A 26,985-nucleotide genomic window follows, 5' to 3' on the forward strand; every position below is an offset into this window, starting at 1 on the left:
ATGAAGATACTCGTCCCAGTCAAACGGGTTGTCGACTACAACGTGAAGATCCGGGTGAAGCCGGATGGCACGGGTGTCGAGCTTGCCAATGTGAAGATGTCGATGAACCCGTTCGACGAGATCTCGGTGGAAGAGGCGCTGCGGCTGAAGGAAGCCGGCAAGGCCGAGGAAGTGGTGGTCGTCTCGATCGGTCCGGCCAAGGCCGAAGAGACGCTGCGCACCGCACTCGCCATGGGCGCCGACCGGGCGATCCTGGTCGAGACCGACGATCAAATCGAGCCGCTCACGGTTGCCAAGATCCTCAAGGCTGTCGCCGATGCCGAACAGCCGGGACTGATCATCGTCGGCAAGCAGGCGATCGACGACGACAGCAACCAGACCGGCCAGATGCTGGCGGCGCTGCTTGGGATGCCCCAAGCGACCTTCGCCTCGAAGATCGAGATCGGTGATGGCAAGGCTCAGGTCACCCGCGAAGTCGATGGCGGCCTGCAGACGATCGAGATCAAGCTGCCGGCGGTCGTCACCACCGATCTGCGTCTGAACGAACCGCGCTATGCCTCGTTGCCGAATATCATGAAGGCGAAGAAGAAGCCGCTCGACAAGAAGAGCCCGGCCGATTTCGGCATCTCCACCACGCCGCGCCTCAAAGTCTTGAAGACCGAGGAGCCGTCCGGCCGCAAGGCCGGCGTCAAGGTCAAGTCGGTCGCCGAACTCATCGACAAGCTCAAAAACGAAGCCGGCGTGCTGTAATCAGCTTGGAACAGGAGCCATCATCATGACCATTCTTCTTCTGGCTGACCACGACAATGCAAGCCTGTCCGACCAGACCGCCAAGGCGCTGACGGCAGCAGCCAAGATCGGCGGCGATATCCATATTCTCGTTGCCGGCAAGGCTGCCAAGCCTGCTGCCGATGCCGCCGCCAAGCTTGCCGGCGTCTCCAAGGTGCTGCTGGCCGAAAGCGACGAACTCGCCAACAATCTGGCCGAGCCGCTGGCCGACCTGATCGTCTCGCTGGCGGGCAGCTACGACACGATCATCTCGGCTGCCACCTCGGTCGGCAAGAACGTGCTGCCGCGGGTGGCCGCTCTTCTCGATGTCGCCCAGGTCTCGGAGATCATCGAGGTGATCTCGTCCGACACCTTCAAACGGCCGATCTATGCCGGCAATGCCATCCAGACGGTGCAGGCGAGCGATGCCAAAAAGGTGATCACCGTGCGCACCGCATCCTTCGCCTCCGCACCGGAGGGTGGTTCGGCGACCGTCGAAGCAATTCCGGCGGTTTCCGATCCGGGACTGTCGACCTTCGTCAGAGACGCTCTGTCGGCCTCCGACCGTCCGGAGCTGACGTCGGCGAAGATCATCATCTCCGGTGGCCGGGCGCTCGGCTCGGCGGAAAAGTTCAGGGAGGTCATCCTGCCGCTTGCCGACAAGCTCGGGGCTGCCGTCGGTGCATCCAGAGCCGCCGTCGATGCCGGCTATGCGCCGAACGACTGGCAGGTCGGCCAGACCGGCAAGGTGGTGGCGCCGCAGCTCTATATTGCCTGCGGCATTTCAGGCGCCATCCAGCATCTGGCCGGCATGAAGGATTCGAAGGTCATCGTCGCCATCAACAAGGACGAGGAGGCGCCGATCTTCCAGGTCGCCGACTACGGATTGGTCGCCGATCTCTTCGACGCCCTGCCGGAATTGCAAAAGGCGCTCTAGCGGGGGAGACCGAACGTGGCGCGCGTCGTGGGACGTCCAATCAAACCTGGTGCCGACCTTCTTCTGAACGATGACGAGAAGCCGGCATACATACGGCTGCACGACATCGGCAGGGAAAGACGTTCTCGGCCGTTGCAGGAATTCCTCAACGATGTCGGCGGGCTGATGTTGTCGGCGGAGGCTCCTGCCGTCGCCAGCTTCGTCGCGGGCAAGGTTCTCCAGAGACTGCTCAAGACCGGCAAGGTGCGCCCGGAGGGCGGGTCTCTTCCCGGCGCGCCGGAAGGGCTTGATGACGCCATCGGCCATCTTGCGAAATCGGGACGGAAATACGAAGCGATCGCCAGTCAGTTCCGTAGTCTCGCCGACAAGCTGCTCTGGAGACGCGGCCGCTCCGGTCCGTTTGCAAGCCTGAATTTCGGCGATACGCATTCCCATGCGGTGGTGGTCGGACCCGGCGGCATGGAGGAGCGCGCCGATCTGAGGGTCGGCGTGATCTACATGGATCGCTATACAAGATTCCCTGATCATGTTCAGACCCAGCCCCGCGCCTTCATTCTGCTTTCGCCGGCCGAAATCCGCCTTGGCGATTCCGAGTGGTTCTCCGCCGGGGTCGGCACAGTCTTTGCGAACGACGCCGGGCAATCCTTCGCGATAAGATGCACGGCCCGGCCGCTGCTTGCGGTCTGGTGCCAGGTTGAGCCGGAGACCTGATGGATCTTTGGCGACGATGAGCATGAGATGAACGAAAAGCGCGACGGCGAGAGCATAAAATCTCGGCTGTGACGCAGCAAAGCAGATCGGTGAGAAGCCGGTCCTTTCGAATATGTAGCATCAGAATTCAATTTAAGAGGAAGGATATCAAAATGGACGTTCGCGCCGCCGTTGCCGTTCAGGCAGGAAAACCGCTCGAAGTGATGACCGTGCAGCTGGAGGGGCCGCGGGCTGGCGAAGTGCTGGTGGAGGTCAAGGCGACGGGCATTTGCCACACCGATGATTTCACCCTGTCGGGTGCCGATCCTGAAGGCCTCTTCCCTGCTATCCTCGGCCATGAGGGCGCCGGCATCGTCGTCGATGTCGGCCCCGGCGTCACCTCGGTGAAGAAGGGCGACCATGTCATTCCGCTCTACACCCCGGAATGCCGCGAGTGTTATTCCTGCCTTTCCCGCAAGACCAATCTCTGCACCTCGATTCGATCAACCCAAGGCCAGGGGCTGATGCCGGATGGAACGAGCCGCTTCTCGATCGGCAAGGACAAGATCCACCACTATATGGGGTGCTCGACTTTTTCGAACTTCACCGTGCTGCCGGAGATCGCCCTTGCCAAGGTCAACCCGGACGCGCCGTTCGACAAGATCTGCTACATCGGCTGCGGCGTCACCACCGGCATCGGCGCGGTCATCAACACTGCCAAGGTGGAGATCGGCGCCACGGCAATCGTCTTCGGTCTCGGCGGCATCGGTCTCAACGTGCTTCAGGGTCTGAAGCTTGCCGGTGCCGACATGATCATCGGCGTCGATATCAACCCTGATCGCAAGGCCTGGGGCGAAAAGTTCGGCATGACCCACTTCGTCAATCCGAAGGAGGTCGGTGACGACATCGTGCCTTACCTCGTCAATCTCACCAAACGCAACGGCGACCTGATCGGCGGCGCCGACTACACCTTCGACTGCACCGGCAACACCAAGGTGATGCGTCAGGCGCTGGAAGCCAGCCACCGCGGCTGGGGCAAGTCGGTTATCATCGGCGTTGCCGGTGCCGGCCAGGAAATCTCCACCCGTCCGTTCCAGCTGGTCACCGGCCGCAACTGGATAGGCACCGCTTTCGGCGGCGCGCGCGGCCGCACCGATGTGCCAAAGATCGTCGAATGGTACATGCAGGGCAAGATCCAGATCGATCCGATGATCACCCACACCATGCCGCTCGAAGACATCAACAAGGGCTTCGAGCTGATGCATTCGGGCAAAAGCATCCGCGGCGTGGTGGTGTACTGAGCCATGAAGACGATCTCGACCGAAAATTCTCACGGCGGCACCCAGGGCGTTTACGTCCATCGCTCGGATGTCTGCGACTGCGACATGACCTTTGCGGTATTCCTGCCGCCGCAGGCCAAAGCACGGAAGCTGCCGGTTCTATGGTACCTTTCCGGTCTGACCTGCACCCATGCGAACGTCATGGACAAGGGAGAGTATCGGCGTCTTGCCGCAGAACTCGGTATTGTCATTGTCTGCCCCGACACCAGTCCGCGGGGCGATGCCGTTCCGGACGAACCGGATAATTGGCAGTTTGGCAAGGGTGCCGGCTTCTACGTCGACGCCACCGAGCCGCCGTTCGCACAGAACTATCGGATGTACAGCTACATCGTCGATGAATTGCCGAAGCTTATCGCGGCCGAGTTTCCGGTCGACATGACGCGACAGGGGATCTTCGGTCACTCGATGGGGGGACATGGCGCGATCACGATCGCGCTCAAGAACCCCGAACGCTTCGGCAGCTGCTCGGCCTTCGCGCCGATCAGCCATCCCTCGGTCTCCGGCTGGTCAAAGCCGGCATTCCAGAAATACCTTGGATCGGATGAAACGCGCTGGAGGGCATATGATGCCTGCTCGCTGATCGAAGACGGGCACCGGTTCCCGGAATTCCTCGTCGACCAAGGCACGGCGGATAGCTTCCTGGAGGATGGATTGCGCCCCGAAGAGCTCAGGCAAGCCTGCGAGACGGCCGGCATCAGCCTGCGGCTTCGCATGCAGGAAGGCTACGGCCACTCCTACTTCTTCATTTCGACATTCATGGAAGACCATCTGCGCTGGCACGCGCGGAGATTGGGAGACTGATTGCAGAGCTTGGCCGGGCATATCGCAAACGGCCCAGAAGGGGAGGAGAAAACCCATGACCAGCATAGCCATACATCCGGCAGTGGATTCAGGCTTTCGGGCGACTGACGCTGCTTTTGCAGGCGGGACGCTCGTCTGCAAGTGCGTAAGCAATCCCGTGAAGGTAAGGATCAAGGGCGATATCGCCCACAATCACGCCTGCGGCTGCACGAAGTGCTGGAAGCCCGACGGTGCAGTCTTTTCGGTCGTGGCGGTCGCTCCGACCGAAAGCGTCGAAGTGCTGGAGAACGGCGATAAGCTCGCTGTCGTCGATTCCGCCGCCTTGATTCAGCGCAACGCCTGCAAGGAATGCGGCGTACATATGTATGGGCCGGTCGTGCGTGAACATCCGTTTCAGGGATTGTCGTTCGTCCATCCGGAACGCTTTCAGGAAAGCGGCTGGGCGAAGCCGGGCTTTGCGGCCTTTGTGTCGTCGATCATCGAAAGCGGCTTCGATCCCGCCAAGATGGACGCCGTCAGAGCGCAGTTGAGGACGTCAGGCCTCGAGCCTTACGATTGCCTAAACCCTGGCCTTATGGATTACATGGCCACCTGGACCGCCAAGAAGAGCGGCGTCCTGGCCTCGTGAGCGGCTAAAGCATTCCCAGCAAAAGTGCGCAGCGGTTTTGCGCCCGGGATTGCGTAAAAACAAAAGAGAGCATTTCCGTGACCTGAGAGAAAGCGGAAATGCTTGGGGAGCGCCGAACCGGCGCTCCCCGACAAAACCGCCGCCACCGGAAATCGAGATAGTCCGTGATGGCCGCGCACCGGCTTGCCGGTGGCCAGGCTTCCGAAGCCTGATGATCAAGGTTGATGCGCACCGCATCAACCTCGGCCGCACAGAAGTTCTCACAGACCTGCCACGATAATCCGCTTGGGAACTCCGCGATGGCTGCCGCCGCGGAGCGCCTATCCTTGGACAGCACTTTGAAATGACGCCTGACGCGCACCGGAGCGCTTTGCTCGCCATCATTGTGTATTTAAAAAATACCAATTGTGTACATCATGTACACAATTATTGACTCGCCTCGCGAGGCGTGCCATCTTCACTGCGTAGAGCAACGAGCGGCCGGAGAGCGACGATGGCGAAAACACCCAAGAGCAATCTCTACGAAGATCTGAAACGGCAGATTCTGACGATGGAGCTGGACCCGGACGCCGATCTGGACGAGGCCAGTTTGAGCGAAAGATACGGGCTCTCCCGGACGCCGGTCCGCGACATATTCCGGCGCCTTGCCGGTGAGGGCTATATCGATATCCGCGAGAACAGGGGTGCACGGGTCATCCCGATGAACCACTCCACCCTGCGGAATTTCTTTCTGGTCGCGCCGATGATCTATGCGGCAATCGGCCGTCTCGCCGTGCAGAACTTCAAGCCCACTCAGCTTTCAGACCTGAAGCAGACCCAGGAGCGCTTCCGCGCCGCCAGCGAGAACATGGACGCTCTGGCGATGGTCCTCGAGAACAATCGCTTTCACGAAATTTTCGGCGAGATGTCGGGCAACGTCTATCTGCAGCCGAGCCTGGGCCGGCTGCTCATCGACCACGCGCGTATCGGCCACACTTTCTTCCGGCCGAGGAACGAGGACATGAAGCGGCGGCTTCAAGTGGCCGTCGGCCATCATGACAGCTTCATCGATGCACTCGGCGCTCACGACGAGAATGCCGTCGTCGACCTCGTCTTCGAACACTGGGAATTGTCCCGCGAGAACATGGAAATGTTCATCGCCCCGCAAGGCCTCAAGGCGGACGCCTTCCTCGGCGGCCCCGCCACCCAACTCTTGGAGAAATCGTCGTGAAGTTTGAGGGGATCTACACGCCGGCGGTGACGCCGCTTGATCAAAATGGCCAGATCGACAGGGCTGGATTTGCCGCCGTGCTCGAGTCGCTGATCGAAGCGGGCGTCCACGGCATCATCGTCGGCGGCTCGACGGGCGAGTACTACGCCCAGAGCAGCCAGGAACGTTTCGAGCTTGCGGCCTATGCGAGGGAAGTCATCGGCACGCGTCTGCCGCTCATTATCGGAACCGGCGCCACGCGGACCGAAGATTCGGTCGAATACGCAAAGGCGGCGAAGGAAATCGGCGCAGATGCGATCCTGGTGTCGTCACCGCCATACGCGCTGCCGACCGAGCGCGAGAATGCGGTCCACGCCCTGACCGTCGACCGCGCGGCGAACCTGCCGATCATGCTCTACAACTATCCGGCCCGCATGGGCGTGATGATGGGCGAGGAGTATTTTTCCCGCCTCGGCAAGTCCAGGAACGTGATCGCCATCAAGGAAAGCTCCGGCGACATGGGCAATCTGCACCTGCTTGCCCGGAAATTTCCGCATATTGCGCTGTCCTGCGGCTGGGACGACCAGGCGCTCGAATTCTTCGCATGGGGTGCGAAGAGCTGGGTCTGCGCCGGCTCCAATTTCCTCCCGCGCGAACATGTCGCCCTCTATGAAGCCTGCGTCCTCGAAAAGAATTTCGACAAGGGCCGCGCGATCATGACGGCGATGCTGCCGCTCATGGATTTCCTGGAATGCGGGAAGTTCGTCCAATCGATCAAGCACGGATGCGAGTTGATCGGGCTGAATGTCGGATCGGTCCGTGCGCCGCTGCGGCCGCTCAACTCCGAAGAAAAACGAACCCTCCAGACCGTCGTCGCGACGTTGAAGCGCACGGTTGGCCAGATCACCTCGGGAGCAAATCATGCATGAACCTTTGACTGCCTCCGAATACAAGGCGATCGCCGCCAGTCTTCAGTTTCCGACGAATGCCTTCGTCGACGGCGCATTTCGTCCGGCCAATTCCGGGCAGACATTCACCTCGACGAATCCCGCGACGGGCGAGGTTCTCGCCGAGATTGCCGCATGTGACGCCACCGATGTCGACGCCGCCGTCGCCAAGGCAAAGCAGGCCTTCGACGACGGCCGCTGGCGGCTGCGTTCGCCAGGTGAACGCAAGGCGGTGCTCCTCAAGCTCGCCAGGCTGCTGGAGGACAATCGTCACGAACTCGCCGTCCTGGAGAGCCTCGACAGCGGCAAGCCGGTCGGCGAATGCCAGACGGTTGATGTTCCCGATACCATTCACACGATCCGTTGGCACGCCGAACTGATCGACAAGCTCTATGACAACACCGCGCCTGTCGGCGTCAACGCGCTGACGATGATCGTGCGTGAGCCGGTCGGCGTCGTCGGATGCGTGCTTCCGTGGAATTTCCCGCTTTTGATGCTGGCCTGGAAGATCGGCCCGGCGCTTGCCGCCGGCTGCTCGGTGATCGTCAAGCCTGCCGAGCAGACGACGCTCACCACGTTGCGCGTCGCCGAGCTTGCCCATGAAGCGGGCATTCCAGCCGGCGTGTTCAATGTCGTGACCGGCGGCGGCAAGGAGGTCGGCGAGCCGATCGGTATGCATATGGATGTCGATATGGTGGCCTTTACCGGATCGACGCCCACCGGCCGCCGCTTCCTGCGTTATGCAGCGGACTCGAATCTCAAGCGCGTCGTGCTCGAATGCGGCGGCAAGAACCCCGCGGTCGTTCTCGACGACGCCGAAGACCTGGACCTCGTTGCCGAGCAGGTCGTCAACGGCGCCTTCTGGAACATGGGCGAGAACTGCTCGGCCACGTCGCGTCTCATCGTTCATTCCAAGGTCAAGGACGAACTGCTGAAGCGCATCGGCGCCTATATGCGCGAATGGAAGACCGGCGATCCGCTCGATCCTGCTAACCGCATCGGCGCGCTTGTCAGCAAGGCCCATTTCGAGAAGGTGAAATCCTTCCTCGACGACGCCAGGAAGGAGAAGCTAACGGTCAGCCATGGTGGCGAAACGCATGGCGGCATCTTCATCGAACCAACAGTGGTCGAGGGTGTAACGCCTGCCAGCCGCCTCTTCCAGGAAGAGATCTTCGGGCCGGTGCTTTCGGTGACCACCTTCAATTCGCTTGCCGAAGCAATCGCTCTTGCCAACGACACGAATTACGGGCTGACGGCCTCCGTCTATACCGGCAGCCTGAGGAACGCCATCAGGCTCGCGCGCGAGATCCGCGCCGGCGTCGTCACCGTCAACTGCTTCGGAGAAGGGGACGCCAGCACACCGTTCGGCGGCTACAAGGAGTCCGGGTTCGGCGGCCGTGACAAGTCGGTCTTCGCCCATGACAATTACTGCGAACTGAAGACCATCTGGATCGACGTCTCGGAACGCTCGGTCGACGAGACCATCCGATGATCTCGAAGTCGGTCAAACGTCTGCCTGTTGAGAATGGCGTCTCGGGCTGGGAGGCGGTCAGCGAGCGTCCTTTCCCGGTCCGGACCCTCGACGGCGATGTGACCGCGGACTGGCTGATCGTCGGCGCGGGGTTTGCTGGCCTCTCGGCGGCGCGCCGTCTTCTCGAACTTCGACCGGATGACAAGATCGTCATCCTTGATGCGAGCGAAGTGGGGAAGGGGACGTCGGGCCGAAATTCCGGCTTCATGATCGACGTTCCGCACAACCTTTCAGGCGGGGAATATTCGAGTGGAGAGGCTGAAGCCACTCGGCTGGAGATGGCCCAGAACCGCTCAGCGATAGCCTTTGCCGCGCAAGCGGCGGAGGAATACGGGATGTCGCGCGCGACATTCGACCCGGCGGGAAAGATCAACGCCGCGGCCACCGCTCGCGGCATGAGGCTCAACCGGAGCTTCGGAGAATCCCTGATGGGCGCTGGCGAGAAGCATACGTTTCTCGACGCGAAAGAGATGCGGGAGATCACCGCATCGGATTACTACACCGGCGGGCTCTATACGCCCGGAGCGGTGCTTATCCAGCCCGCCGATTACATCCGCTCTTTTGCGGCGGGCCTGTCGGGCAGGGTCAGTATCTTCGAGCGTTCTCCTGTCACTTCGCTGAAGCAAGACAGCGGCACCTGGAGCGCCATGACAAACCGAAGGAAGGTCACTGCTCCAAAAGTGATCCTCGGGGTCAATGGCCACATCGACGATTTCGGGCACTATCGCGGCCGCCTGATGCACATCTTCGCTTATGCCTCGATGACAGCGCCGTTTCCAGCAGAAGACTTCGGCCAGAAGGCCTCAGGGCAGGACAAGTGGGCGCTGCTCCCAGCAGATGCGATGGGAGCCACGATTCGAAAGATTACCGCCGCTGGCCAGTCGCGGATCGTAATTCGTACGAAGTACACCTACGAAAGCAAGCTGGAGGCGGCGGACTGGCGCATGGGCAAGATGGCCAGGGCCCATCGAGACGCGCTCGACGCGCGGTTCCCGGGTCTCGTGGATGTCCCTTTCGAACATAGCTGGGCGGGTCGTCTGTGCCTCAGCCGGAACCATGTGCCCGCCTTCGGCGAGATCGAAGAAGGACTGTTTTCCGCATGCTGCGAAAACGGGCTTGGAACGGTCAAGAGCACACTCGCCGGCATGATGGCGGCGGAACTGGCGACCCGAACGGCCTCCCGGCATCTCGAACAATACATGGATCACCCTGAGCCTTCGAGGCTCCCGCCGGAGCCGTTCGCCTGGCTGGGCATCAACGCGCTGATCCGTTTGCAGGAATTGCGTGCAGGCCGCGAGGGATGATCCCTCGGCCCGCGTAATATGAAGACTGCCCGCTCGCAGGCTTCAATGAAAATGGGAACGAAAAACAGGAGTAAGAACAATGAAGACTTTGTGGAAGGCGCTCTGCGCTGCTGCGATGATCGGGGTCAGCATCCTTCCTGCTCGCGCGGAAGAAAAAACGATCACCATGGGCACGATGTCGTGGGAGGACCTGACGCCCATCACCGGTATCACCAAGAAGGTTCTCGAAGACGCCGGCTATACGGTCAAGGTGACCGAGTTCTCCGAATGGGGCATCGCCTATGCCGCTCTCGCCAAGGGTGACATCCAGGTCCTCACCTCGCAGACGGACTATGTTGCGCAAGACTACTGGGACAAGAACAAGAACCGGCTCGAGAAGATCTCACCCGTTTCGCACGGCCTCTATCAGGGCGTCGCGGTTCCTAAATATGTCCCGATCGACTCGCTGGAACAGCTCAATGAAAACACCGACAAGTTCAGCGGCAAGATCATCGGTATCGAACCGGGCGCCGGCCTGATGCGCGATACTACGAACGCGGTCAAGGATTATGGCCTCAAGCTCCAGCTCGTCGAGGGCAGCACCGCCGCGATGACGGCGGCGCTGAAGTCCGCCTATGATCGCAAGGAGTGGATTGCGGTGACGATCTGGGAGCCGTCCTGGATGGTCCAGAAGTACGAGGTCAAGTACCTCAAGGATCCGAAGGGCGTATTCCCGCCGCCGCAGAGCTATTACTGGATCGGCCACAAGGGCTTCTCCGCAGAAAACCCGCATGCGCGTGAAGTGATGGCCAGTGTCTACGTGCCGATTGCCGACATCACCGCCATCAACGGCGCAGTCAATGAAGGCAAGACGATGGACCAGGCCGTGCAGGATTGGATCGGCGCGCATGCCGACCTGATCAAGCGCTGGGAAAACATCAAGAAGAACTAAACGCGTCGTGGCCGTCCGATCCGTCGGGCGGCCACCCTGAAACCTAATGAAGAAGCCAGCGCTGAATGGCTCAATGGGGATCGCTATGAAAACCGTAAATGCCGATATCAATGACGTCCTGATCGACTGCCAATCCCTTTGGAAAGTCTTCGGTGACAAGTCCGCTGCGGCAATGAAGTCGATCAAAGAGCGCGGCCTCGGCAAAAAAGAGGTCCTGAAGGAGTTCAACTGCGTCGTCGGCGTGTCCGACGCGAGCATCGAGGTCCGGCGCGGCGAAATCTTCTGCATCATGGGCTTGTCGGGAAGCGGAAAATCGACGCTCATCCGCCTTCTCAACAAGCTGATCACGCCAAGCTCCGGCAAGGTCCTCGTCAAGGGACGCGACCTCGCCGCCCTGTCGCCGGTCGATCTCCGGCAGATGCGCGCCAGGAACATCGGCATGGTGTTTCAAAGCGTCGCTCTGTTGCCGCATCGGACAGTCCTGGAAAATGCGGCCTTCGGCCTCGAGGTTCAGGGAATTGCCAAGCCGGAGCGAAACAAGATCGCCGTTGCAGCGCTCGAGAAGGTCGGCCTCACCGACTGGGTGAATCGATATCCGAACGAGCTTTCCGGCGGTATGCAGCAACGCGTCGGGCTGGCCCGCGCGCTTTCTTCCGACCCCGAGATCATTCTGATGGACGAGCCGTTCAGCGCTCTCGATCCACTCATCCGGCGTCAGCTCCAGGACGAATTCCGGCAACTGACGAAAGCCTTGGGCAAGTCCGCGGTCTTCATCACCCATGATCTCGACGAGGCGATCCGGATCGGCGACCGCATTGCGATCATGAAGGACGGCGTCATCATCCAGACCGGCACGGCCGAGGAGATCATCCTCAACCCGGCAGATGCCTATGTCGCCGAATTCGTCGCCGGCATATCCCGCCTCCATCTGATCAAGGCGCATTCCGTCATGCGCAGCGTCGCCGAATTCCAGCAGAGCCAGCCGAATTCCGACATCGCGTCGCTGGCGCGCACGACGCCGGATGCCGACATCGACGAACTCATCACATTGACGATGCAGTCGGAGCGCGACGCCATTGCCGTCGTCGACAACGATCAGATCGTCGGCGTGGTCACGCCACGCAGCCTGCTGATGGGCGTCAAGGGAACGTCCACCCACGATCTCACGGCGGCGTCCCAGAACTGGAGCTGATTGACATGGATAGTTCAGGCTACACCGATCTTTTTGACGAATGGACGGACGCCGCGCTCGAGTGGGTGAGCGACAACGGCGAGTTCCTTTTCGATACTATCCGACAGGTTCTCGAAGGGCTCTATGACGGGATCCTCTGGCTCCTGCAGCTTCCGCCCTTCTACCTGGTCGCGCTGATCGTGGCGCTCATCGGCTGGCGGCTGGTCAATGTCTGGTTCGCCGTGCTCAGCGGCGCAGCACTGGCGCTTTGCTTTTCCATGGGGCTCTGGCCGGAGACGATGAGCACCCTGGCGCTGGTATTGACCGCAACCGCACTCGCCCTGGCGATCGGGATCCCGATCGGGATTGCCGCCGGTTTCTTCCCCGGCCTCGATCGGTTCATGGAGCCCGGCCTGGATCTTATCCAGACACTTCCGCCATACATCTACCTGCTGCCAGCGATCGCCCTGCTCGGCTACGGACCGGCGACGGCACTGATCGCGACGGTGATCGTCGCCGTGCCGCCGGCGATCCGCCTGACGTCTCTCGGTATCCGGATGACGCCCAAGGAGTTCATCGAACTCGGAGAGGCGCTCGGGATCAGACCGGCGCAGATGTTCTTCAAGATCCGCCTTCCCTTCGCGCTGCCGAGCATCATGGCAGGCATAAACCAGAGCCTGATGATGGCCTTCGGCATGGTCGTCATCGCCGGCATCGTCGGTTCCGGCGGGCTCGGCGAGACGATCTATGGCGCGATCAGAACGCTCGACATCGCGACCTCTATCAATGGAGCGATCGCCATCGTGGTGCTGACGATGGTGCTTGACCGGATAACCCAGAGTGCAGCTCGCTTGGGAACGGGGAGGAAGTCATGAATCCGTCCATCCTGCAGTTTTCGCCGGGCGCTTTCCTGGCGCCGTCGGTCGATTGGCTCAACACCAATCTTCATCCGCTGTTTGCGGCGATCAGCTACCTGATCGAAACGGTCCTTTCCGGATTCGAGGCGGCACTCCTCTTCGTGCCGCCCTATGGGCTTATCGCGATCGTCGTCATCCTGGCATTCGTCGCCGTTGGTCTGCGCGCCGCGATCCTTGCGGCGCTTTGCCTGGGGTTCTGTCTCCTCATGGGGCTGTGGACGGCATCGATGCAGACCCTCTCCCTGGTCACTGTCGCGGTTCTGATCTCCGTGCTCATCGCCTTCCCGATCGGCGTCCTGTGCTCGCGCCACAAGACATTGGAGGCAATGGTTCGCCCGGTTCTCGATGTGATGCAGACGGTGCCGCCGTGGGTCTATCTCATTCCTGCGGTGATGATCTTCAGCCTTGGACGGGTGCCGGCAATCATCGCCACCATCGTTTATGGCATTCCGCCGATGCTCCGCCTGACCACGCTGGCGTTCAACCAGGTGCCGAGAGAATTCGTGGAACTCGGCAGCGCCATCGGCGCGCCGCCTCGTTCGGTGCTTTGGAAGATCGAGATCCCCTTGGCCAGGCAGACGCTCCTGGTTGGGCTCAACCAATGCATCCTTCTGTCGCTGGCGATGGTGGTATTGGCCGGGCTCGTCGGCGCCGGCGGTCTCGGCGCGGAGGTGACGCGCGGCCTGACGCGCATGGAGATGGGGCTTGGCCTGCGGGCGGGCCTGGCGATCGTCGCAATCGCCCTTCTGCTCGACCGGCTGTCCCGCGGCCTGCTCGACCGTGACAGACTGCCGAAGACGAGATGAGCAAGGACACAAAACGATGAGAAACAGCTTCTTCTGCATCGACTCGCATACGTCAGGAAATCCCGTGCGCCTTGTTGCCGGAGGCGGCCCGCTGCTTCCGCATGCGCCGATCAGTGAACGACGGGAGATTTTTGTCCGGGATCACGACTGGGTGCGCCAGGCGCTGATGTTCGAGCCAAGGGGGCATGACATCATGTCGGGGGCGATCATCTATCCGGCCTACCGGGAGGATTGCGACTTTGCCGTTCTTTTCATCGAAGTGAGCGGCTGCCTGCCGATGTGCGGCGCCGGCACCATCGGCGTCGTGACCGCCGCGATCGAGGAGGGGCTCGTCAAACCGCGGGAGCCGGGAAGGGTTGCCATCGAGACGCCTGCAGGAAGGGTCGACGTCACTTATGAGGAAAAGGGCGGATATGTCGAATCCGTTCGTCTCCACAATGTTGCGAGCTACCTGCATGAGGCTGATGTCGAGGTCGATGTGCCGGGAATGGGCCGTCTGCGCGTCGACATCTCCTATGGCGGCAACTATTATGCCGTCATCGAACCGCAGGAAAACTGGAGCGGGCTCGACGGCATGACCGCATCCGACATTGTCGGCTGCAGCCAGAAACTCAGGTCAGCGCTTGCCGATATCTGCGATCCCATTCATCCCGACGACGCCAGGATCCGCGGCGTGCATCATGCGATCTGGTGTGACCACCCCGTCAACGACACCTCGGATGGGCGTTGCGCGGTCTTCTATGGCGAGAAGGCCATTGACCGCTCGCCGGGCGGCACCGGCACCTCCGCCCGCATGGCCCAGCTCTATGGGAAGGGACGGCTTACCGTCGGTTCGAGATACCGGCATGAAAGCCTGATCGGAACCGTCTTCGAGGGCCGGGTCGAAGCCGAGGCGCGCATTGGGCCTTATGGCGGTATTCTTCCAAGCATCGGAGGCTGGGCACGCGTCATCGGACACAACACCATTTTCGTTGACGATCGGGATCCGCTGGCGCATGGCTTTCAGATTCGATGAGCGCATTTTCGTCTGAAAAGACGGGCGGCGCGGTAAGAAGCGGCAAGGAGATGACTATGCGATCCGAGCAGCATCGGCGGGGAGACGACGCCGCGAAGTCGGCCGGGCGGCTCAAGGTGGGGTTCGTTCTGGCGCGATCATTCACGCTGTCGGCCTTCGCGCTCTTCGTGGACACGCTGCGGCTTGCCAGCGACGAGCAGGATCGTTCCGGAAGGGTCCTTGCCGACTGGCAGGTAATCGGCAGCACGCGGCACCTGATCACCGCGAGCTGCGGCGTCCAGGTTGCTCCGACGTCCGATTTCGTCGATCCGTCGAAGTTCGATTACATCGTGGTCGTCGGCGGCCTTCTGACGGTGGAAAACCCCGTCGACCAGCAGACCATCACCTTTCTCAAGCAGGCCGACGCCAAGAAGGTGCCGCTGATCGGCGTGTGTACGGGTTCGTTCATTCTTGCTGCGGCAGGCCTTATGAAGCGGCACGAATCCTGTGTGAGCTGGCTGCATTACAAGGAGTTTCGAGAACGGTTTCCCGAGCTCAGCGTTCGCTCAGATCGGCTCTTCAATCTCGATCGCCAGCGCGGATCGTGCGCAGGCGGCAGCAGTTCCGCCGACATGGCGGCGTTGCTGGTAAGAAAATATATCAGCCGCGACGCTGAACGAAACGCGCTGGAGGTCCTTCAGATCGAAAAGGCCCGGACTTCTGCGGACATACAGCCCCGGCGTCCGCTCTACGACGACTATGACGACGCCCGCGTCAAGGCGGCAATGATTACGATGGAACAGTTCGTCGATGGCAGCATGTCTATACAGAAGCTTGCCGCCACGGTTGGCCTGTCTCGGCGGCAACTGGAGAGGATCTTCATCGACAAGACGGGCATGTCTCCTGCCAAGGCTTATAATCGTGTTCGCATGGAGCGTGCGAAATCGATCCTGGCCCAGTCGAAGGCGCCACTGATCGAGATCGCGCTGGATGTCGGCTTTGAAAATGCCTCGCAGTTCACGCGAACGTTCAAGCGCACATTCGGGCAAACACCGTCGCAGCATCGTGCAGCCGCTTCGAGAGCACACTAGAACAGGATGATTTTAGGCCGGGTCGGCCTAAAATCTGAATCCTGTTCTACATTAAATAGTTAGAGCATGATGTCGTCCGAAAACCGCTCACACTTTTCGGCATCATGCTCTAGGCTTATTCAGATCTCTTCCCACGGAAACGTGTCGAGCCGCTCCGCTCCCCTTGCCGTGATCAGTGCCTGGGTTTCCAGCTTGATGCTCTCGGATCCGGCCTCGGCGACCAGGCTTTCGACGTTGACCACCATGCCCTCCTCGATGATGCCACTGAAATCAGGATCGAAATCCGGATGTAGAAGGATCCCCGGCCATTCGTCCGCCATTCCGGTTCCGTGCAGAGCAAGCGTGTATCGATAAGGCTGGTATTTCTCCGGAATCCGCCACGACAGCGCATTGAACTCCGCGAAGGTCATGCCGGGCTTCAGGATTGCGAGATTGTGCTCGATCTGATCCCTGGCTGCCGCGTAGAGTTGCTTCTGCTTGGCGTTCATCGCGACGTGCCCTGCTGTCCACGACCGCGAGAGGTCGGCGCAATAGCCGTATGGTCCGATCATATCGGTGTCGAAGGATATCATCTCCCCGCGTTTGACCACGTAGTCCGAGCATTCCTGATACCAGGGATTCGTTCTCGGGCCTGCGGTCAAGAGCTTGGTCTCGAGCCACTCGCCGCCGCTGCGTGCGTTTTCGAAGTGAAGCTCGGCCCAGATCTCTCTTTCGGTGCGGCCGGGCTCGGACACCTCGTACATCCGCGCCATGCCTGCTTCGCAGACACGGATCGTCCATCTCATCAGCTCGATTTCGTCAGCGCTCTTGATGGCTCGCGCCCGCTCGGCCAGTTCCTGGCCGTCCATGAGTGTGAATCCGCGTTCCTGCAGTTCGAACGCGCCGGCGGGTTCGAGCCTGTCCACCGCCACGCGCCTGTTGCCGCCATGGCTGTTCAAGAGATCCGCGACTTCGTCCGCCCAGGCTTTCAGGCGGGGTTCCATAAGGTTGCCTGATGTGAAGAATATCCACGACTTCGCCGCCCGGATCTCGTCGATGCCTGGAAGCCCGTCATTGACATGTTCGGCGCCTTCGAATTCGAAAAGTATCGCCGGACCATCGGCCAGGATCAGAGCGTAGCGCGAGGCGTTGTGCATCGTCCAGATGCTCATATTCGATGAATCGAACGCATATCGGATGTTGACGGGATCGTAGAGGAGCAGGGCGCCGCAATCCCATTCGCGCATCTTCGTGCGCAGGCGCTCCAGACGATAGCGGCGAGCCCGATCGAGCGTCGTGGCCGACAAAGGACTGACAAGAGGCTGATCCGCTCCCTCAGGATTGAGATATGCCTGCTTTCGCTCATCCTTGAAGACCGTCGGGCCGGTCAGCTGGGCGGAATCGCTTTCCTCTCGCAACATTTCAGTGAATCCCTGTTGTCAGTGGTGACGCGACGTTACCAGGCGCTCAGCGCTCGATGACGAGATCGCTGAGCGGCTTCGAGCAGCAGGGCAGAAAGAAGCCGGCGTCGATTTCCCTCTGACGAATTCCGCCATTGTGGTTCATGTCGACGGTTCCGGAGGCGAGCTTCGACTTGCAGGTGCCGCAGACGCCGTTCGCACAGGACGACGGTATCCTGACGCCCGCCTTCTTCGCGCAAGAGAGCACGCTCTGATCGCCGGAGACGTCGATGCTGCGGGCCTGTTTCGAGAAGGTGACCTGAAAGACCTTGGCAGCTGCCTCCTGAACCGCGGGGATCTCGGGTTCGTCGACGACCGCGGCGTCGAAGCTTTCCTCCAGGTAGTTCGAGGCGGCGACACCGAGCTCGGCGGCAATACCGCGCGCGGCGGCCATGAACGGGGCGGGGCCGCAGCACATCACGGTTCGCTCGGCGATATCGGGAACGGCTAGCCTGATATAGTCTTTCGAAATGCGACCGGCCAGGCCGGGCCAGGACGGCTCGCCGGCAACGGTCTCCGGGAGGAAATGGAGGCGAAGGCCTTTCAGCCTGCGGGCGATGCAGGCCAGTTCGTCGCGAAAGATCAGATCCTGCGGTGTCCGGCCGGCATGCATGAAGACGACGTCGGCAGGTTCGCAACTGTCGGCGATCTCACGCAGAATGGACATGACAGGCGTAATGCCGGAACCGCCGGACAGCAGCAGAAGCTTCGGTCTCGAGGTCTCGGGCCTGACGAAATGGCCAAGCGGCCCATTCGCCTTGACGGTTGCCCCTGGAACCAGGTTGTCATGAAGCCAGTTGGAGATCTTTCCGCCGGGAACGCGCTTTACGGTCACCGAGAAGGCGTTCGTCCGATGCGGCGAGGAGGAGATGCTGTAGCACCTGTTTTCAGCCTCTCCATTGTGTTCGAGGTCGAACAGAAAATACTGCCCGGCCTTGAACGCGAACCGCTTGCCTTCACGCGATGCGAAGGTGAATGTCTTGACGTCGTGGGTCTCCTGCTGGACGTCGAGGCAGACGAGCGCGTCGTCTTCCTCGGGATTCCAGACGTCATGAAGGGCGGCCCTGGCTGCGGGCGTCTGCGGGCTCCTAGTATCCATGGGCGCGCATCCGGTCGATGTACCAGTTGGCGAACTTGTCGAGGTTCGTCTCGGAGAAGCGGGAATACGGGCCCGGCTGGTAAGCGGGATCCGTCGCGCCGGCATGAGAGCGGGCAACCAGATCGGCATCCTGGTCGGTCGTCGCGACCCAGACATCCGTCAGCTTGTCGAGATCGTAATCCACGCCTTCGACGGCGTCCTTGTGGACCAGCCACTTGGTTCTGACCAGCGTCTTGCCTGCGGAGAGCGGAATGACGGTTGCCACCACGGCATGATCGCCCATGAAGTGGTTCCAGCTGTTGTGGCCCCAAAGATGCATGTCGCCGAGATCCTTGCGGGTCATGTGGCCGAGAAGCTTGGAGGATGCGGCGGTGGCATCGTGGGTTTGGGATTCACCGGCGCCTGATATGATCAGCCGCTGGGTGCGGAAGTTGGTGGCGCAATCGGCGAGCTGCTCGACGGCAGCCGAGGGGAAGCCGTCAGACTCCCACGCCTTCGTCTGCTCTTCATATAGCCTGAAATGTTCCTCGGCCTGCTCGCGATCCTCCGGGCTCAGCGTCTCCGGGTCGAAGCCGAAGTCGAGATCGACGAAGGAGACGCAGAGCTCCGGATGGTTCGCGGAGCAATGGTAGCATTCGCGATTGTTTTCCATCGTGAGCTTCCAGTTGCCATCCTCGATGACATCGGTTTGGAAGGCAACCTTTGCGTTCCGGATGTCGTAGGGGGCAAGGCGCTCGGTCATGGCCTGTTCGAGGAGAGCGATGTCCTCGGGTGGATTGTCGGAGAGACAGACATAAATCAGTCCGCCGATCGACTTGAAAGTGACGGGCTTAAGGCTCCGACACTCCTTGTCGAAGTCCTTGCCCATGTGAGGCGCGTAGCTGAGCTCACCCGTCAGTTCGTATGTCCAGGTGTGATAGGGACAGACGAGTTTTGAGACGATCGTCTTGCCCGGATCGAGAAGGCGGGACCCGCGATGTCGGCAGACATTGTGCAGGACGCGAATTTCTCCGTCGTCGTCACGCAGAAGGATCAGGCTCGTCTTGCCGATATCGATCACCGTGGCGTCACCGGGTTCGGGGACATCGCAATCGAGACCGACGCAGATCCAGTGATTGTGGAAGAAGACGTCGATGTCTGCTTCAAACACGTCTTCTCTGACGTAAAGACCGGCCGGCAGAGAGTGACCGTTGGCACGAGCGTCTAGAAGGGCAGAAATGGACGACGGGAGCTTGTTTAGCATCAGAACCTCTTATGCGAGAGTTTCCTCAGATTGCCCTTGCAGTGCCGATGTTTCAACGGCATAAAAAATTAGGTTCGCATAAGTTTTTATCATGCGGTGAGAGTTCTGTGATGCACTTTAAAAGACGGATCCCGTCGTTAACGGCACTGGTGACCCTGGAGGCGGTGCTCAGAAAGAAGAGCTTCACCACGGCCGCGACCGAATTGGGCGTCACGCAGGCGGCGGTCAGCAGGCAGATTGCATTGCTGGAGGAGGAATTCGGCCAACCCCTGTTCGTGCGCAAGCACCGAGCGATCGAGCCGACAACGGCATGCATCAACCTCGGAGCCACCCTGGCGAAGAGCTTTGCCGATATTGCCGAGAGCGTGGAAGCGATCCAGTCGCGCAGCCAGGACGTGTTGACGATAGGGGCGACCGTTGCATTCTCTTCCTTTTGGCTGCTGCCGCGGCTGGCCGAATTCCGCCGGGCGAACCCGGGCATCCTGGTGCGAGTGATATCCCAGGACAGCCCGATCGCTCTCGACGACGGAGAAGTCGATGTGGCAATTCGATATGGTGTGCCCCCCTTCAGCGATGGCACCGTCATCGCCTCGCGCGGCGACGTCATCTGCCCCGTCTGCTCTCCCGACTATCTCAGGCGTCGAGGAGATGGGGCGCTCGGCTCCGTCGACGAATTCATCGAAACGGACGTCCTTGATCGTTCCTGGTATAGCTGGGCGCAGTGGTTTTCGCTGACCGGCGCCAACCTCGAGGTAAAGCCGTCGCTTCGGTTCAACCACTATACCGAAACCATCGCAGCCGCGCGCGCAGGCCAAGGGATTGCCTTGGGATGGCGGATGCTGGTGGGCACCTTTCTGGAGGATGGAACCCTGGTGCAGGTCGACGGCGGCGAGCTTGCCGCGGAGGATCGTTACAACGTGATCGTACCCGTCAAAGCCAAGCGAAGCAACGCACGCGACCTTGCCGCCGCCTGGCTGACGGCATCACTGCACGGTTGATCAAAGCGTGGTCACAAACCCAGCCCTACGGTTGCCGTCCGGTGAACGCCTTTCGGGACGAAGGCGAAGTGATCTGCCAGGCCCAGAAAATCAGCCGCCAAGTGAATGACGGAAAGCCACATTTCCGTCCCCTGCAAGCTCGGTTCACCACCATCGGCAAACGGGAATCCCTCGCCATCCCGCCATCTATCCAGCGCCCTTGAGATGACCTTGCGGGCGATCGTCTCGCCGTCGGCCCGTCTGTAGTCGGTCTGCCTGGCAATCAGCAGCAGAGGATGAATCGTATCGAGCAGGTTGCACGCATTGTATTTTGCCGCAACGAAGCCCTTGTGGTTGCGGTAGTTGAGGTGAACCGTTTCGAGTGAGGCCTGCGGGTGGGGAAGTGCCACGCCGAACTGGGCATAGGTGCCGCGCGTCAGGCGATAAAAGCCGTTTACCGGTTGAAGCCATCCTTCCGCCGCGGTCGGTTCACCCCAGAGCCCCGAAACGCTGTTGGCATTGCGGCTTAGCCATTCGAAGAGCGCCTGCCGTGAATGCCTGATGCCGAAATACTTCGCATTGAAGTACATGGCGGTGCCGATCGCATCGGCCACGCTTCCGGCGTGCCATGCCCGGGTCGACCAGGGCAGGGCGCTCAGCCATTCATCCAGTTCCCCGGCCTCGAGCTCGACCGCATGGACCGGCTGGCGCGGACCTGAACCAAGCAGTTCAAGTGCATAGCCAACCGCAAGGACGTTATAGAGCGCCTTTGGATCATCCCTCAGCGCCTTGCCATGCATGCGCGCATGTTCTTCCGGGAAAAGGCCGGTGTCTCGGTCCTGAAGACCTTGGAGACGCTCGACGGTCTCCGCCGCATCGAGATCGGGCGGCAGGTGGCCGAAGCCGGCAGCGATCTCGATTGCATCGCAGAGGTGCCGGATCGCTGGTCTGCGGATGCCGTCTGCTTCCAGCGATTCATAGGACCCTTGCGTTTTCCAGCGTGCCAGAATGTCCGGCCATTGGTCCTGCGCTTTCCGGCCGAGCCTGACCAATTGATCTTCGATGTCGCCAGTGCCGGATCTCTTCGGCGCCGAGCCCCGGCTCCGCAGCACCCGGGCCGGCACGCCACCGGCAATCGACATGGCGGGAATGTCCCCCGTGACCACAGCTCCGGCGGCGATCACCGCGCCGTTTCCAATCGTGGCGCCATCGAGGATCACGCAATTGGCGCCGATCCAGACATCGTCGCCGATCACGATGCCGATGCTGACGACGCCCTGGCGGTGTATAGGAACGGTCGGATCGTCGAAGCCATGATTGAAGCCGACGATCGATGCATGCGAAGCGATCCGCACGCCATGACCGCACGTCACCGTTCCGGAAACACAGGCGTAGGGATTGATGGTGCAATCGTCGCCGAGGGTCGCATGGCCGCGAACGAGCGCATGCCCGGCGATCCACGACCGCTCGCCCATCGTCAGGCTTTCGGTGAAGATTGCGGCATGCTCGGCAATGTAGGACGTCTCGGCCAGTTCCGCACCGCATGATCTCCTGAGCTCCGCCTTGCGGGCAAGGTGGGCCGGATGACGGAGGTCAGACGCAATGTGTTCCCAGGTCAGGTATTGAAGCCTGCGCGCTTCCCCTTCTTCGCTCGCGGAGGTTTGCTGGCTATTGACGTGATCCATCCTGCTCCTCATTCCCAGGTTCAACCGCCGAATAATCGTCTGCCTTCAGCGATCAATTGCCTCGCTTCATCAGACGGCCTGATTCGTCCAAAAGCAAGACTTCCGGCAATGACGGCGCAGCCCTCGTTGAAATGGCTCCAATTGCTTTGATCGGGTCCGGGCTCCCGGCGACCGATGCGTCCGAATTCGCGATTTGCAGAGACGTCATGCACCACGCACCGATCATCGGCAACGTGCTGAGCCATCTGGAAACCTTGAGGTCGAGTTATGCCGCGCTCAGAAGTTCAGCGCTAACCGGCATTCCCATATGAAAGCCCTGGACGCGGTCGATGCGAAGATCCTTGAGAAGGGAAAATTGTGCTGCAGTTTCGACGCCTTCCACCAGGATCGTATTCCCGCGATTGCGGATGAGAGCAATCATGTCCTGAAGCATCGTCAAACCGCGTGGGTTCGAGCAGTCGTGCAGGAAGGTTCTGTCGACCTTGACCGTCTGAAACTCGATTGCCCTCAGCCAAGAGAGGCCCGCGAAACCACAGCCGAAGTCATCAAGCCAGATCTCGACGCCGAGTGCCCGCAGATCGGCAATGCATTTCAGCACCTCAGACTGCATATCCATGTCCAGGCCCTCGGTGACTTCCAAGGCTAGTCGCGACCCGCAGACCCCGCACCGAGCAAGGATATCAGCGACACTGGCAGCAAAGCCGGGGGAACGCAGCTGTATCGGCGACACGTTGACGCTGACCGTCGCCATGCGATCGGTCATCAGTATATCACGGCATGCCGTCTCGATCGCCCACCTGCCCAGTTCGAGGATAGCGCCACTTCGTTCGGCAACCGGAATGAATGTCTTCGGCGAAACCGCCGTGCCATCCGGCATCCTGAGGCGCATCAAAGCCTCGACAGCCCTTGCTTTCCCATTCGTCACGTCGAAGATCGGTTGGTACACGAGCGAGACCAGTTTGCGATCGATGGCGGCCGCCAGCAGCGGGACGAGTTTGCCAGCATGGTCGTCGGGGCGAGGCAAAAACGGATCAAAACTGCGAATGCAGTTTCGGCCACTTGCTTTGGCGTTGTAGAGAGCGAGGTCGGCTTCACGGACTATTCGTTCAACTTTCTCTCCAACTTTCTCGCGGGTGAAGGCGACGCCGATGCTGACGGTTACGATCGACATATCATCTGGTCGCTCGTCGTGAGCAATGGCAAGAGACTCGACTTCCATTCTGATCTTCTCGGCGAGAGTCATCGCGACCTTGGGGAGGGCGGCCGGCATGACCACGATAAACTCCTCGCCACCATACCTGCCGATCATGCCATCAGACGACTCTACAACCGCCTTCAGCGCATTGGCGATGACCGTCAAACAACGGTCTCCTTGCTGATGTCCGTAGCGATCATTGAAGCGCTTGAAAAAGTCGACGTCGATGAGGAACACGGAGAAGTCGCGGCGTTCGTCTTTCCAGGCGGCCCAGCATTCGTCGAGTCGCCGATCCACAGCGCGCCGGTTGCTTATGCCCGTCAGGTAGTCGGTATGTGAAAGCTCGAGCAGTGACCTTCCGCGCTCGGACGCTTCCCAATGCTGGTGGCGAGCTTCCGCCGCGTTCAGCAACACGTTTCGACGCTCCACGTTCAATCGCCAATTGACGAAAGACGTGAAGGCAAAGCACGAAATGTAGAACAGCCCGAAGGCAAGCTTATAGGTTTGGCTTGAAGGAAAAAATTCCTCGATGGTAACGAAAAATGCGCAGAGGACGAGGCTCGAGGTGATCACCGAAAGCCGAAACGGGAAACTGAAAAAGAGGTTGGCGCCCATCATGAAGATGGCGCCGAATATCATGTAGTATGACATGGCGGTGACGTCGCGGGTGGCAATCGCCGGATAAAGCCAACCCACATAGCCCACAAGCAGTGCGGCGGCACATGTGATGTCAAGCCAGACGGTTTTCGCATTTGCCAGTCGCAAGGTTTCGAAAGCCAGCAGCGCGATCGTTGCAATGACGAATCGCGCGGCGATCGTCACAGGCGCAACGTCCGGGATAAGCCATCGATCTGGAAGTGCGAAGGCCACATAAACGACGACCGCGATCCAAAGACCATGCCGTGAGCTCCGCCTTCGGGCAGCATCATTTTCAGTTTCCAGAGACTTGAGGGCCTCGGCAAATGAGAAGCTGACGATCAATTCGTCGCGCCGCACATTAGCGTAAGCCGCGCTCATGCAAAAACACCGGCCTGGCAACGATATAGAGAAGGTAAAAAGTAAGCCATACTTCGGCGCCCTCCAAAGTTACATTCTGCAACCTGAACCCGATTGGTCTTATTGCTGAGCACTCTTAGAGGGATAGGATCTGACCCGCAATAGTAGAAATACTCTTATCCCGTGTAGATTCTAGTCGCATCCTATTTCGAGGTTGATTATGCTTAACGCTATGTCAAAGGGGTCTCGAAATGGAACAAAGCCTGGTCTTAGACGGTGAAAGTCTTGTTGCGCCAGGTGAAATTCGTCGGGCGGCAAGAAGGGTTGCTGCCCCAGATCCCGGCCACCTTATCGTTGCCAGAGCCGAGCTTGCCCTCAGCCTTGACGTGTCGATCCGTCAGTTCAAATCCGGCGTCGAGCCTAATGCGATAATCGAGCGTCTTGCCGACGCCTTGCATCAGATACGGCGGCGCTTTCATCCGGAGGTGTGGGACGTCATCGTTCCGATCGCGCAATCTCATCCGGTTGCTCACTATCTCCATCAAGATCCATTGACCCGCTGGTCGTTCGAAAAGCCGCGCGGCTATTCTGGCGACGCACGCCTTCTCGACTTCATCTACGGCAGACCTGAGATTGAGGATGCCGTCTTATCAGCCAGTAACTTGGGACGTTCGATCTACGCCTACACTCGAAATGCGTCGTCATCCGTCGCGGTAAGGGAGCGTCGAGACATTCTGGCTCGCCGCGTTGACGAAATCGCTTCGGCCCGGCCTGGTTCCACCGAAGTCCTGGCCATCGCGGCGGGGCATCTTCGTGAGGGGCCTTTGTCGCGCGCTCTCGGCGCCGGCGGGATCAGACGCTGGGTAGCTTTGGATCAAGACCCGATGAGCGTTGGAACCGTCACCCGCGATTTCGCCGGCACCTCAGTCGAAGCGGTGAACGGGTCGGTCAAATCCTTGCTCGGTGGAAGGCATGCGCTGGGAATGTTCGATTTCGTTTATGCCGCGGGTCTCTATGACTATTTGCCGGACGCGGTAGCCGTAAGGCTGGCCAGGAAGTGTGTCAGCATGCTGAAGCCTGGCGGCACATTCCTATTCGCCAACTTCTCTCCGGAAACGGACGTCGATGGCTATATGGAGACATTTATGAACTGGGCGCTGCTGTTGCGGTCAGAACCAGAGATGGGCTTGATCGCCAGTGAAAGCGTAACCGGTGAGGATGTGAAGGTGTCTGTTTGGTCCGGCTCAAACCGCAGCATTGTCTACTGTGAAATTCAAAAACCGCATTAGGCCGCATGTCTGCCGTCCAATCCGGTAGTCTTCGGCTAGTCCGTTAGTTCAAAATCCGGGGGCGACCCTATCAGAGGCTGCATGAGAAAGGGCGTGGTTGCTCTTCGCCACGGCCTTTCGGCTGTTTATCGGCCGGGGCTAATCAGACGTCCTATGGCTGTGTCCAGTGTGGTCGTGCCCTTCACCGGCTCGCCCTCGAACCGGATCCAGCCTTCGTTGAAGCCATCGATCATACGCATCCGCGGGAGGGGGTTCTGCATGCCCTGATCGGTGAAAATCTGCTCCCAGGTGTCGCGGGCGACCGGCTCCGCCCGGACGGGTTTGCCGAGGATGGACGATAGGACAGCGGCGATATCGTTGGGCGTGACGCCCTCTGGCCCCATCAACTCGACGACCTGCTTGCCCACCCACTCGTGCTGCAGCAGTTCTGCCGCCTTGGCTCCGACGTCGAAGACAGAAACCATCGGATAGGGCTGATCGAGCGGCTGCAGGAAACTCGAGAGGACACAAGTCTCGCGCGCCGGCGCGATATCCCAGGCCGTGTTCTCCATGAACCAGCCGGCACGCAGAAAGGCGATCGGCATTGGCAAGGCAGATAACTTCTGTTCGACGAGACCGAGCTGGCTCAAGAGGTTAGGTTCTCTGGCCTGCGCGCCGATGGTCGAGAGGCAAACGACCTTGGCAGGACGAGACGAAAGAAGCGCGGTCTTCAGGGCCGCAATGACAGCGCGCACTTCCATAAAGCCGGGGGTCGGATCGAAGGTCGGCGGGATCAGCAGAAAGACGCCGTCGGCGCCGGCGAAAGCCTTGGTGAGCGCATCGGCGTCAGTCATCTCGGCCAAGGCCAGTTCCGCGCCTTTATCCTTCCATTCCGCTGCTTTCTCCACATTGCGCGCGACGGCGCGTATCGGCACCCCCGCCTTCAGCAGACGCGCGGCGACAATGCCTCCGACTTGGCCTGTTACTCCGGTGATCACAAACATGGTTAGACTCCTTTGCTTCCTGCACCGCCAGCAG

Annotated in this window: 24 protein-coding genes; 18 read left to right on the forward strand and 6 right to left on the reverse strand. The window is 60.4% G+C overall.

Going from position 1 to position 26,985, the window contains the following annotated elements:
* The 16 genes from CUJ84_RS28165 to CUJ84_RS28245 all read left to right on the forward strand — a co-directional run bounded on the left by CUJ84_RS28165 (position 1) and on the right by CUJ84_RS28245 (position 16,045).
* A complete protein-coding gene (locus CUJ84_RS28165) occupies positions 1–750 on the forward strand; it encodes an electron transfer flavoprotein subunit beta/FixA family protein (protein ID WP_105008913.1) in 750 nt (249 codons plus the stop codon).
* A 25-nt stretch (positions 751–775) separates the two neighbouring features.
* A complete protein-coding gene (locus CUJ84_RS28170; protein ID WP_105008914.1) occupies positions 776–1,705 on the forward strand; it encodes an electron transfer flavoprotein subunit alpha/FixB family protein in 930 nt (309 codons plus the stop codon).
* A gap of 15 nt (positions 1,706–1,720) precedes the next feature.
* Positions 1,721–2,416 carry a dimethylsulfonioproprionate lyase family protein gene (locus CUJ84_RS28175; RefSeq protein ID WP_027686665.1) on the forward strand — a complete coding sequence of 232 codons (696 nt, stop codon included), beginning with the start codon at positions 1,721–1,723 and terminating at the stop codon, positions 2,414–2,416.
* Positions 2,417–2,568: 152 nt separating this feature from the next.
* Positions 2,569–3,696: an S-(hydroxymethyl)glutathione dehydrogenase/class III alcohol dehydrogenase gene (locus tag CUJ84_RS28180; protein WP_105006226.1), complete on the forward strand. Its 1,128-nt coding sequence runs from the start codon at positions 2,569–2,571 to the stop codon at positions 3,694–3,696.
* Between the two features lie 3 nt (positions 3,697–3,699).
* On the forward strand, positions 3,700–4,536 hold the full coding sequence (gene fghA, locus CUJ84_RS28185; RefSeq protein ID WP_105008915.1) for an S-formylglutathione hydrolase: 837 nt from the start codon (positions 3,700–3,702) through the stop codon (positions 4,534–4,536).
* A gap of 55 nt (positions 4,537–4,591) precedes the next feature.
* Positions 4,592–5,164, forward strand: coding sequence for an S-(hydroxymethyl)glutathione synthase (gfa, locus tag CUJ84_RS28190; protein WP_105008916.1), 573 nt, complete (start codon positions 4,592–4,594; stop codon positions 5,162–5,164).
* Positions 5,165–5,657: 493 nt separating this feature from the next.
* On the forward strand, positions 5,658–6,374 hold the full coding sequence (locus CUJ84_RS28200) for a GntR family transcriptional regulator (protein ID WP_105008918.1): 717 nt from the start codon (positions 5,658–5,660) through the stop codon (positions 6,372–6,374).
* Positions 6,371–7,282 carry a dihydrodipicolinate synthase family protein gene (locus tag CUJ84_RS28205; protein ID WP_105008919.1) on the forward strand — a complete coding sequence of 304 codons (912 nt, stop codon included), beginning with the start codon at positions 6,371–6,373 and terminating at the stop codon, positions 7,280–7,282. Before CUJ84_RS28200 ends, CUJ84_RS28205 begins: the two co-directional genes overlap by 4 nt.
* Positions 7,275–8,792 (forward strand): aldehyde dehydrogenase, encoded by a 1,518-nt coding sequence (locus CUJ84_RS28210; RefSeq protein ID WP_105008920.1) that lies wholly within the window; start codon positions 7,275–7,277, stop codon positions 8,790–8,792. Before CUJ84_RS28205 ends, CUJ84_RS28210 begins: the two co-directional genes overlap by 8 nt.
* The gene (locus CUJ84_RS28215) at positions 8,789–10,135 is read left to right on the forward strand and encodes an NAD(P)/FAD-dependent oxidoreductase (protein WP_105008921.1); all 1,347 of its coding nucleotides are present in this window, start codon (positions 8,789–8,791) and stop codon (positions 10,133–10,135) included. Before CUJ84_RS28210 ends, CUJ84_RS28215 begins: the two co-directional genes overlap by 4 nt.
* A gap of 79 nt (positions 10,136–10,214) precedes the next feature.
* Positions 10,215–11,066, forward strand: a complete 852-nt coding sequence (locus CUJ84_RS28220) for a glycine betaine ABC transporter substrate-binding protein (RefSeq protein ID WP_105008922.1) — start codon at positions 10,215–10,217, stop codon at positions 11,064–11,066.
* 85 nt (positions 11,067–11,151) lie between these two features.
* Positions 11,152–12,258 carry a quaternary amine ABC transporter ATP-binding protein gene (locus CUJ84_RS28225; protein WP_432444917.1) on the forward strand — a complete coding sequence of 369 codons (1,107 nt, stop codon included), beginning with the start codon at positions 11,152–11,154 and terminating at the stop codon, positions 12,256–12,258.
* Between the two features lie 5 nt (positions 12,259–12,263).
* The gene (locus CUJ84_RS28230) at positions 12,264–13,112 is read left to right on the forward strand and encodes an ABC transporter permease (RefSeq protein WP_105008924.1); all 849 of its coding nucleotides are present in this window, start codon (positions 12,264–12,266) and stop codon (positions 13,110–13,112) included.
* Positions 13,109–13,960, forward strand: coding sequence for an ABC transporter permease (locus CUJ84_RS28235; RefSeq protein ID WP_105008925.1), 852 nt, complete (start codon positions 13,109–13,111; stop codon positions 13,958–13,960). The genes CUJ84_RS28230 and CUJ84_RS28235 overlap by 4 nt, the downstream gene beginning before the upstream one ends.
* A gap of 16 nt (positions 13,961–13,976) precedes the next feature.
* Positions 13,977–14,975 (forward strand): 4-hydroxyproline epimerase, encoded by a 999-nt coding sequence (locus CUJ84_RS28240; protein WP_105008926.1) that lies wholly within the window; start codon positions 13,977–13,979, stop codon positions 14,973–14,975.
* A gap of 56 nt (positions 14,976–15,031) precedes the next feature.
* Entirely contained in the window at positions 15,032–16,045 is a 1,014-nt protein-coding gene (locus CUJ84_RS28245) for a GlxA family transcriptional regulator (protein WP_105008927.1), read from the forward strand.
* A gap of 119 nt (positions 16,046–16,164) precedes the next feature.
* Here CUJ84_RS28245 and CUJ84_RS28250 read toward each other — a convergent pair whose 3' ends face one another.
* The 3 genes from CUJ84_RS28250 to CUJ84_RS28260 are packed head-to-tail and all read right to left on the reverse strand — an operon-like array spanning position 16,165 to position 19,826.
* Positions 16,165–17,445 (reverse strand): M24 family metallopeptidase, encoded by a 1,281-nt coding sequence (locus CUJ84_RS28250; RefSeq protein ID WP_105008928.1) that lies wholly within the window; start codon positions 17,443–17,445, stop codon positions 16,165–16,167.
* A gap of 46 nt (positions 17,446–17,491) precedes the next feature.
* Complete coding sequence (locus CUJ84_RS28255; RefSeq protein WP_105008929.1) at positions 17,492–18,583, reverse strand: FAD-binding oxidoreductase; 1,092 nt, start codon at positions 18,581–18,583, stop codon at positions 17,492–17,494.
* Positions 18,573–19,826, reverse strand: coding sequence for an aromatic ring-hydroxylating oxygenase subunit alpha (locus tag CUJ84_RS28260; RefSeq protein WP_105008930.1), 1,254 nt, complete (start codon positions 19,824–19,826; stop codon positions 18,573–18,575). Before CUJ84_RS28260 ends, CUJ84_RS28255 begins: the two co-directional genes overlap by 11 nt.
* Before the next feature lie 110 nt (positions 19,827–19,936).
* Between CUJ84_RS28260 and CUJ84_RS28265 the strand changes: the two genes are divergently transcribed.
* Entirely contained in the window at positions 19,937–20,824 is an 888-nt protein-coding gene (locus tag CUJ84_RS28265; RefSeq protein WP_105008931.1) for a LysR substrate-binding domain-containing protein, read from the forward strand.
* An 11-nt stretch (positions 20,825–20,835) separates the two neighbouring features.
* Here CUJ84_RS28265 and CUJ84_RS28270 read toward each other — a convergent pair whose 3' ends face one another.
* Entirely contained in the window at positions 20,836–22,488 is a 1,653-nt protein-coding gene (locus CUJ84_RS28270; protein ID WP_105008932.1) for an acyltransferase, read from the reverse strand.
* A 265-nt stretch (positions 22,489–22,753) separates the two neighbouring features.
* On the reverse strand, positions 22,754–24,700 hold the full coding sequence (locus CUJ84_RS28275; protein ID WP_105008933.1) for a putative bifunctional diguanylate cyclase/phosphodiesterase: 1,947 nt from the start codon (positions 24,698–24,700) through the stop codon (positions 22,754–22,756).
* A 230-nt stretch (positions 24,701–24,930) separates the two neighbouring features.
* On the opposite strand from CUJ84_RS28275, the gene CUJ84_RS28280 reads away from it, so the two are divergent.
* Complete coding sequence (locus CUJ84_RS28280; protein ID WP_105008934.1) at positions 24,931–25,968, forward strand: class I SAM-dependent methyltransferase; 1,038 nt, start codon at positions 24,931–24,933, stop codon at positions 25,966–25,968.
* A 125-nt stretch (positions 25,969–26,093) separates the two neighbouring features.
* Here the strand turns inward: CUJ84_RS28280 and CUJ84_RS28285 are convergent, their stop codons facing one another.
* Positions 26,094–26,951, reverse strand: coding sequence for an NmrA family NAD(P)-binding protein (locus CUJ84_RS28285; protein WP_105008935.1), 858 nt, complete (start codon positions 26,949–26,951; stop codon positions 26,094–26,096).
* Between the last annotated feature and the right edge of the window lie 34 nt (positions 26,952–26,985).

This window comes from Rhizobium leguminosarum (assembly GCF_002953715.1).
GTDB lineage: Bacteria > Pseudomonadota > Alphaproteobacteria > Rhizobiales > Rhizobiaceae > Rhizobium > Rhizobium leguminosarum_V.

What these genes read in the sequence shown, in the direction of transcription:
- CUJ84_RS28165 (WP_105008913.1), top strand. Translation starts at nt 1, where the DNA reads ATGAAGATACTCGTCCCAGTCAAACGGGTTGTCGACTACAACGTGAAG.
- CUJ84_RS28170 (WP_105008914.1), top strand. Translation starts at nt 776, where the DNA reads ATGACCATTCTTCTTCTGGCTGACCACGACAATGCAAGCCTGTCCGAC.
- CUJ84_RS28180 (WP_105006226.1), top strand. Translation starts at nt 2,569, where the DNA reads ATGGACGTTCGCGCCGCCGTTGCCGTTCAGGCAGGAAAACCGCTCGAA.
- fghA (WP_105008915.1), top strand. Translation starts at nt 3,700, where the DNA reads ATGAAGACGATCTCGACCGAAAATTCTCACGGCGGCACCCAGGGCGTT.
- gfa (WP_105008916.1), top strand. Translation starts at nt 4,592, where the DNA reads ATGACCAGCATAGCCATACATCCGGCAGTGGATTCAGGCTTTCGGGCG.
- CUJ84_RS28200 (WP_105008918.1), top strand. Translation starts at nt 5,658, where the DNA reads ATGGCGAAAACACCCAAGAGCAATCTCTACGAAGATCTGAAACGGCAG.
- CUJ84_RS28210 (WP_105008920.1), top strand. Translation starts at nt 7,275, where the DNA reads ATGCATGAACCTTTGACTGCCTCCGAATACAAGGCGATCGCCGCCAGT.
- CUJ84_RS28215 (WP_105008921.1), top strand. Translation starts at nt 8,789, where the DNA reads ATGATCTCGAAGTCGGTCAAACGTCTGCCTGTTGAGAATGGCGTCTCG.
- CUJ84_RS28220 (WP_105008922.1), top strand. Translation starts at nt 10,215, where the DNA reads ATGAAGACTTTGTGGAAGGCGCTCTGCGCTGCTGCGATGATCGGGGTC.
- CUJ84_RS28225 (WP_432444917.1), top strand. Translation starts at nt 11,152, where the DNA reads ATGAAAACCGTAAATGCCGATATCAATGACGTCCTGATCGACTGCCAA.
- CUJ84_RS28230 (WP_105008924.1), top strand. Translation starts at nt 12,264, where the DNA reads ATGGATAGTTCAGGCTACACCGATCTTTTTGACGAATGGACGGACGCC.
- CUJ84_RS28235 (WP_105008925.1), top strand. Translation starts at nt 13,109, where the DNA reads ATGAATCCGTCCATCCTGCAGTTTTCGCCGGGCGCTTTCCTGGCGCCG.
- CUJ84_RS28240 (WP_105008926.1), top strand. Translation starts at nt 13,977, where the DNA reads ATGAGAAACAGCTTCTTCTGCATCGACTCGCATACGTCAGGAAATCCC.
- CUJ84_RS28245 (WP_105008927.1), top strand. Translation starts at nt 15,032, where the DNA reads ATGCGATCCGAGCAGCATCGGCGGGGAGACGACGCCGCGAAGTCGGCC.
- CUJ84_RS28250 (WP_105008928.1), bottom strand. Translation starts at nt 17,445, where the DNA reads ATGTTGCGAGAGGAAAGCGATTCCGCCCAGCTGACCGGCCCGACGGTC.
- CUJ84_RS28255 (WP_105008929.1), bottom strand. Translation starts at nt 18,583, where the DNA reads ATGGATACTAGGAGCCCGCAGACGCCCGCAGCCAGGGCCGCCCTTCAT.
- CUJ84_RS28260 (WP_105008930.1), bottom strand. Translation starts at nt 19,826, where the DNA reads ATGCTAAACAAGCTCCCGTCGTCCATTTCTGCCCTTCTAGACGCTCGT.
- CUJ84_RS28265 (WP_105008931.1), top strand. Translation starts at nt 19,937, where the DNA reads ATGCACTTTAAAAGACGGATCCCGTCGTTAACGGCACTGGTGACCCTG.
- CUJ84_RS28270 (WP_105008932.1), bottom strand. Translation starts at nt 22,488, where the DNA reads ATGGATCACGTCAATAGCCAGCAAACCTCCGCGAGCGAAGAAGGGGAA.
- CUJ84_RS28275 (WP_105008933.1), bottom strand. Translation starts at nt 24,700, where the DNA reads ATGAGCGCGGCTTACGCTAATGTGCGGCGCGACGAATTGATCGTCAGC.
- CUJ84_RS28280 (WP_105008934.1), top strand. Translation starts at nt 24,931, where the DNA reads ATGGAACAAAGCCTGGTCTTAGACGGTGAAAGTCTTGTTGCGCCAGGT.
- CUJ84_RS28285 (WP_105008935.1), bottom strand. Translation starts at nt 26,951, where the DNA reads ATGTTTGTGATCACCGGAGTAACAGGCCAAGTCGGAGGCATTGTCGCC.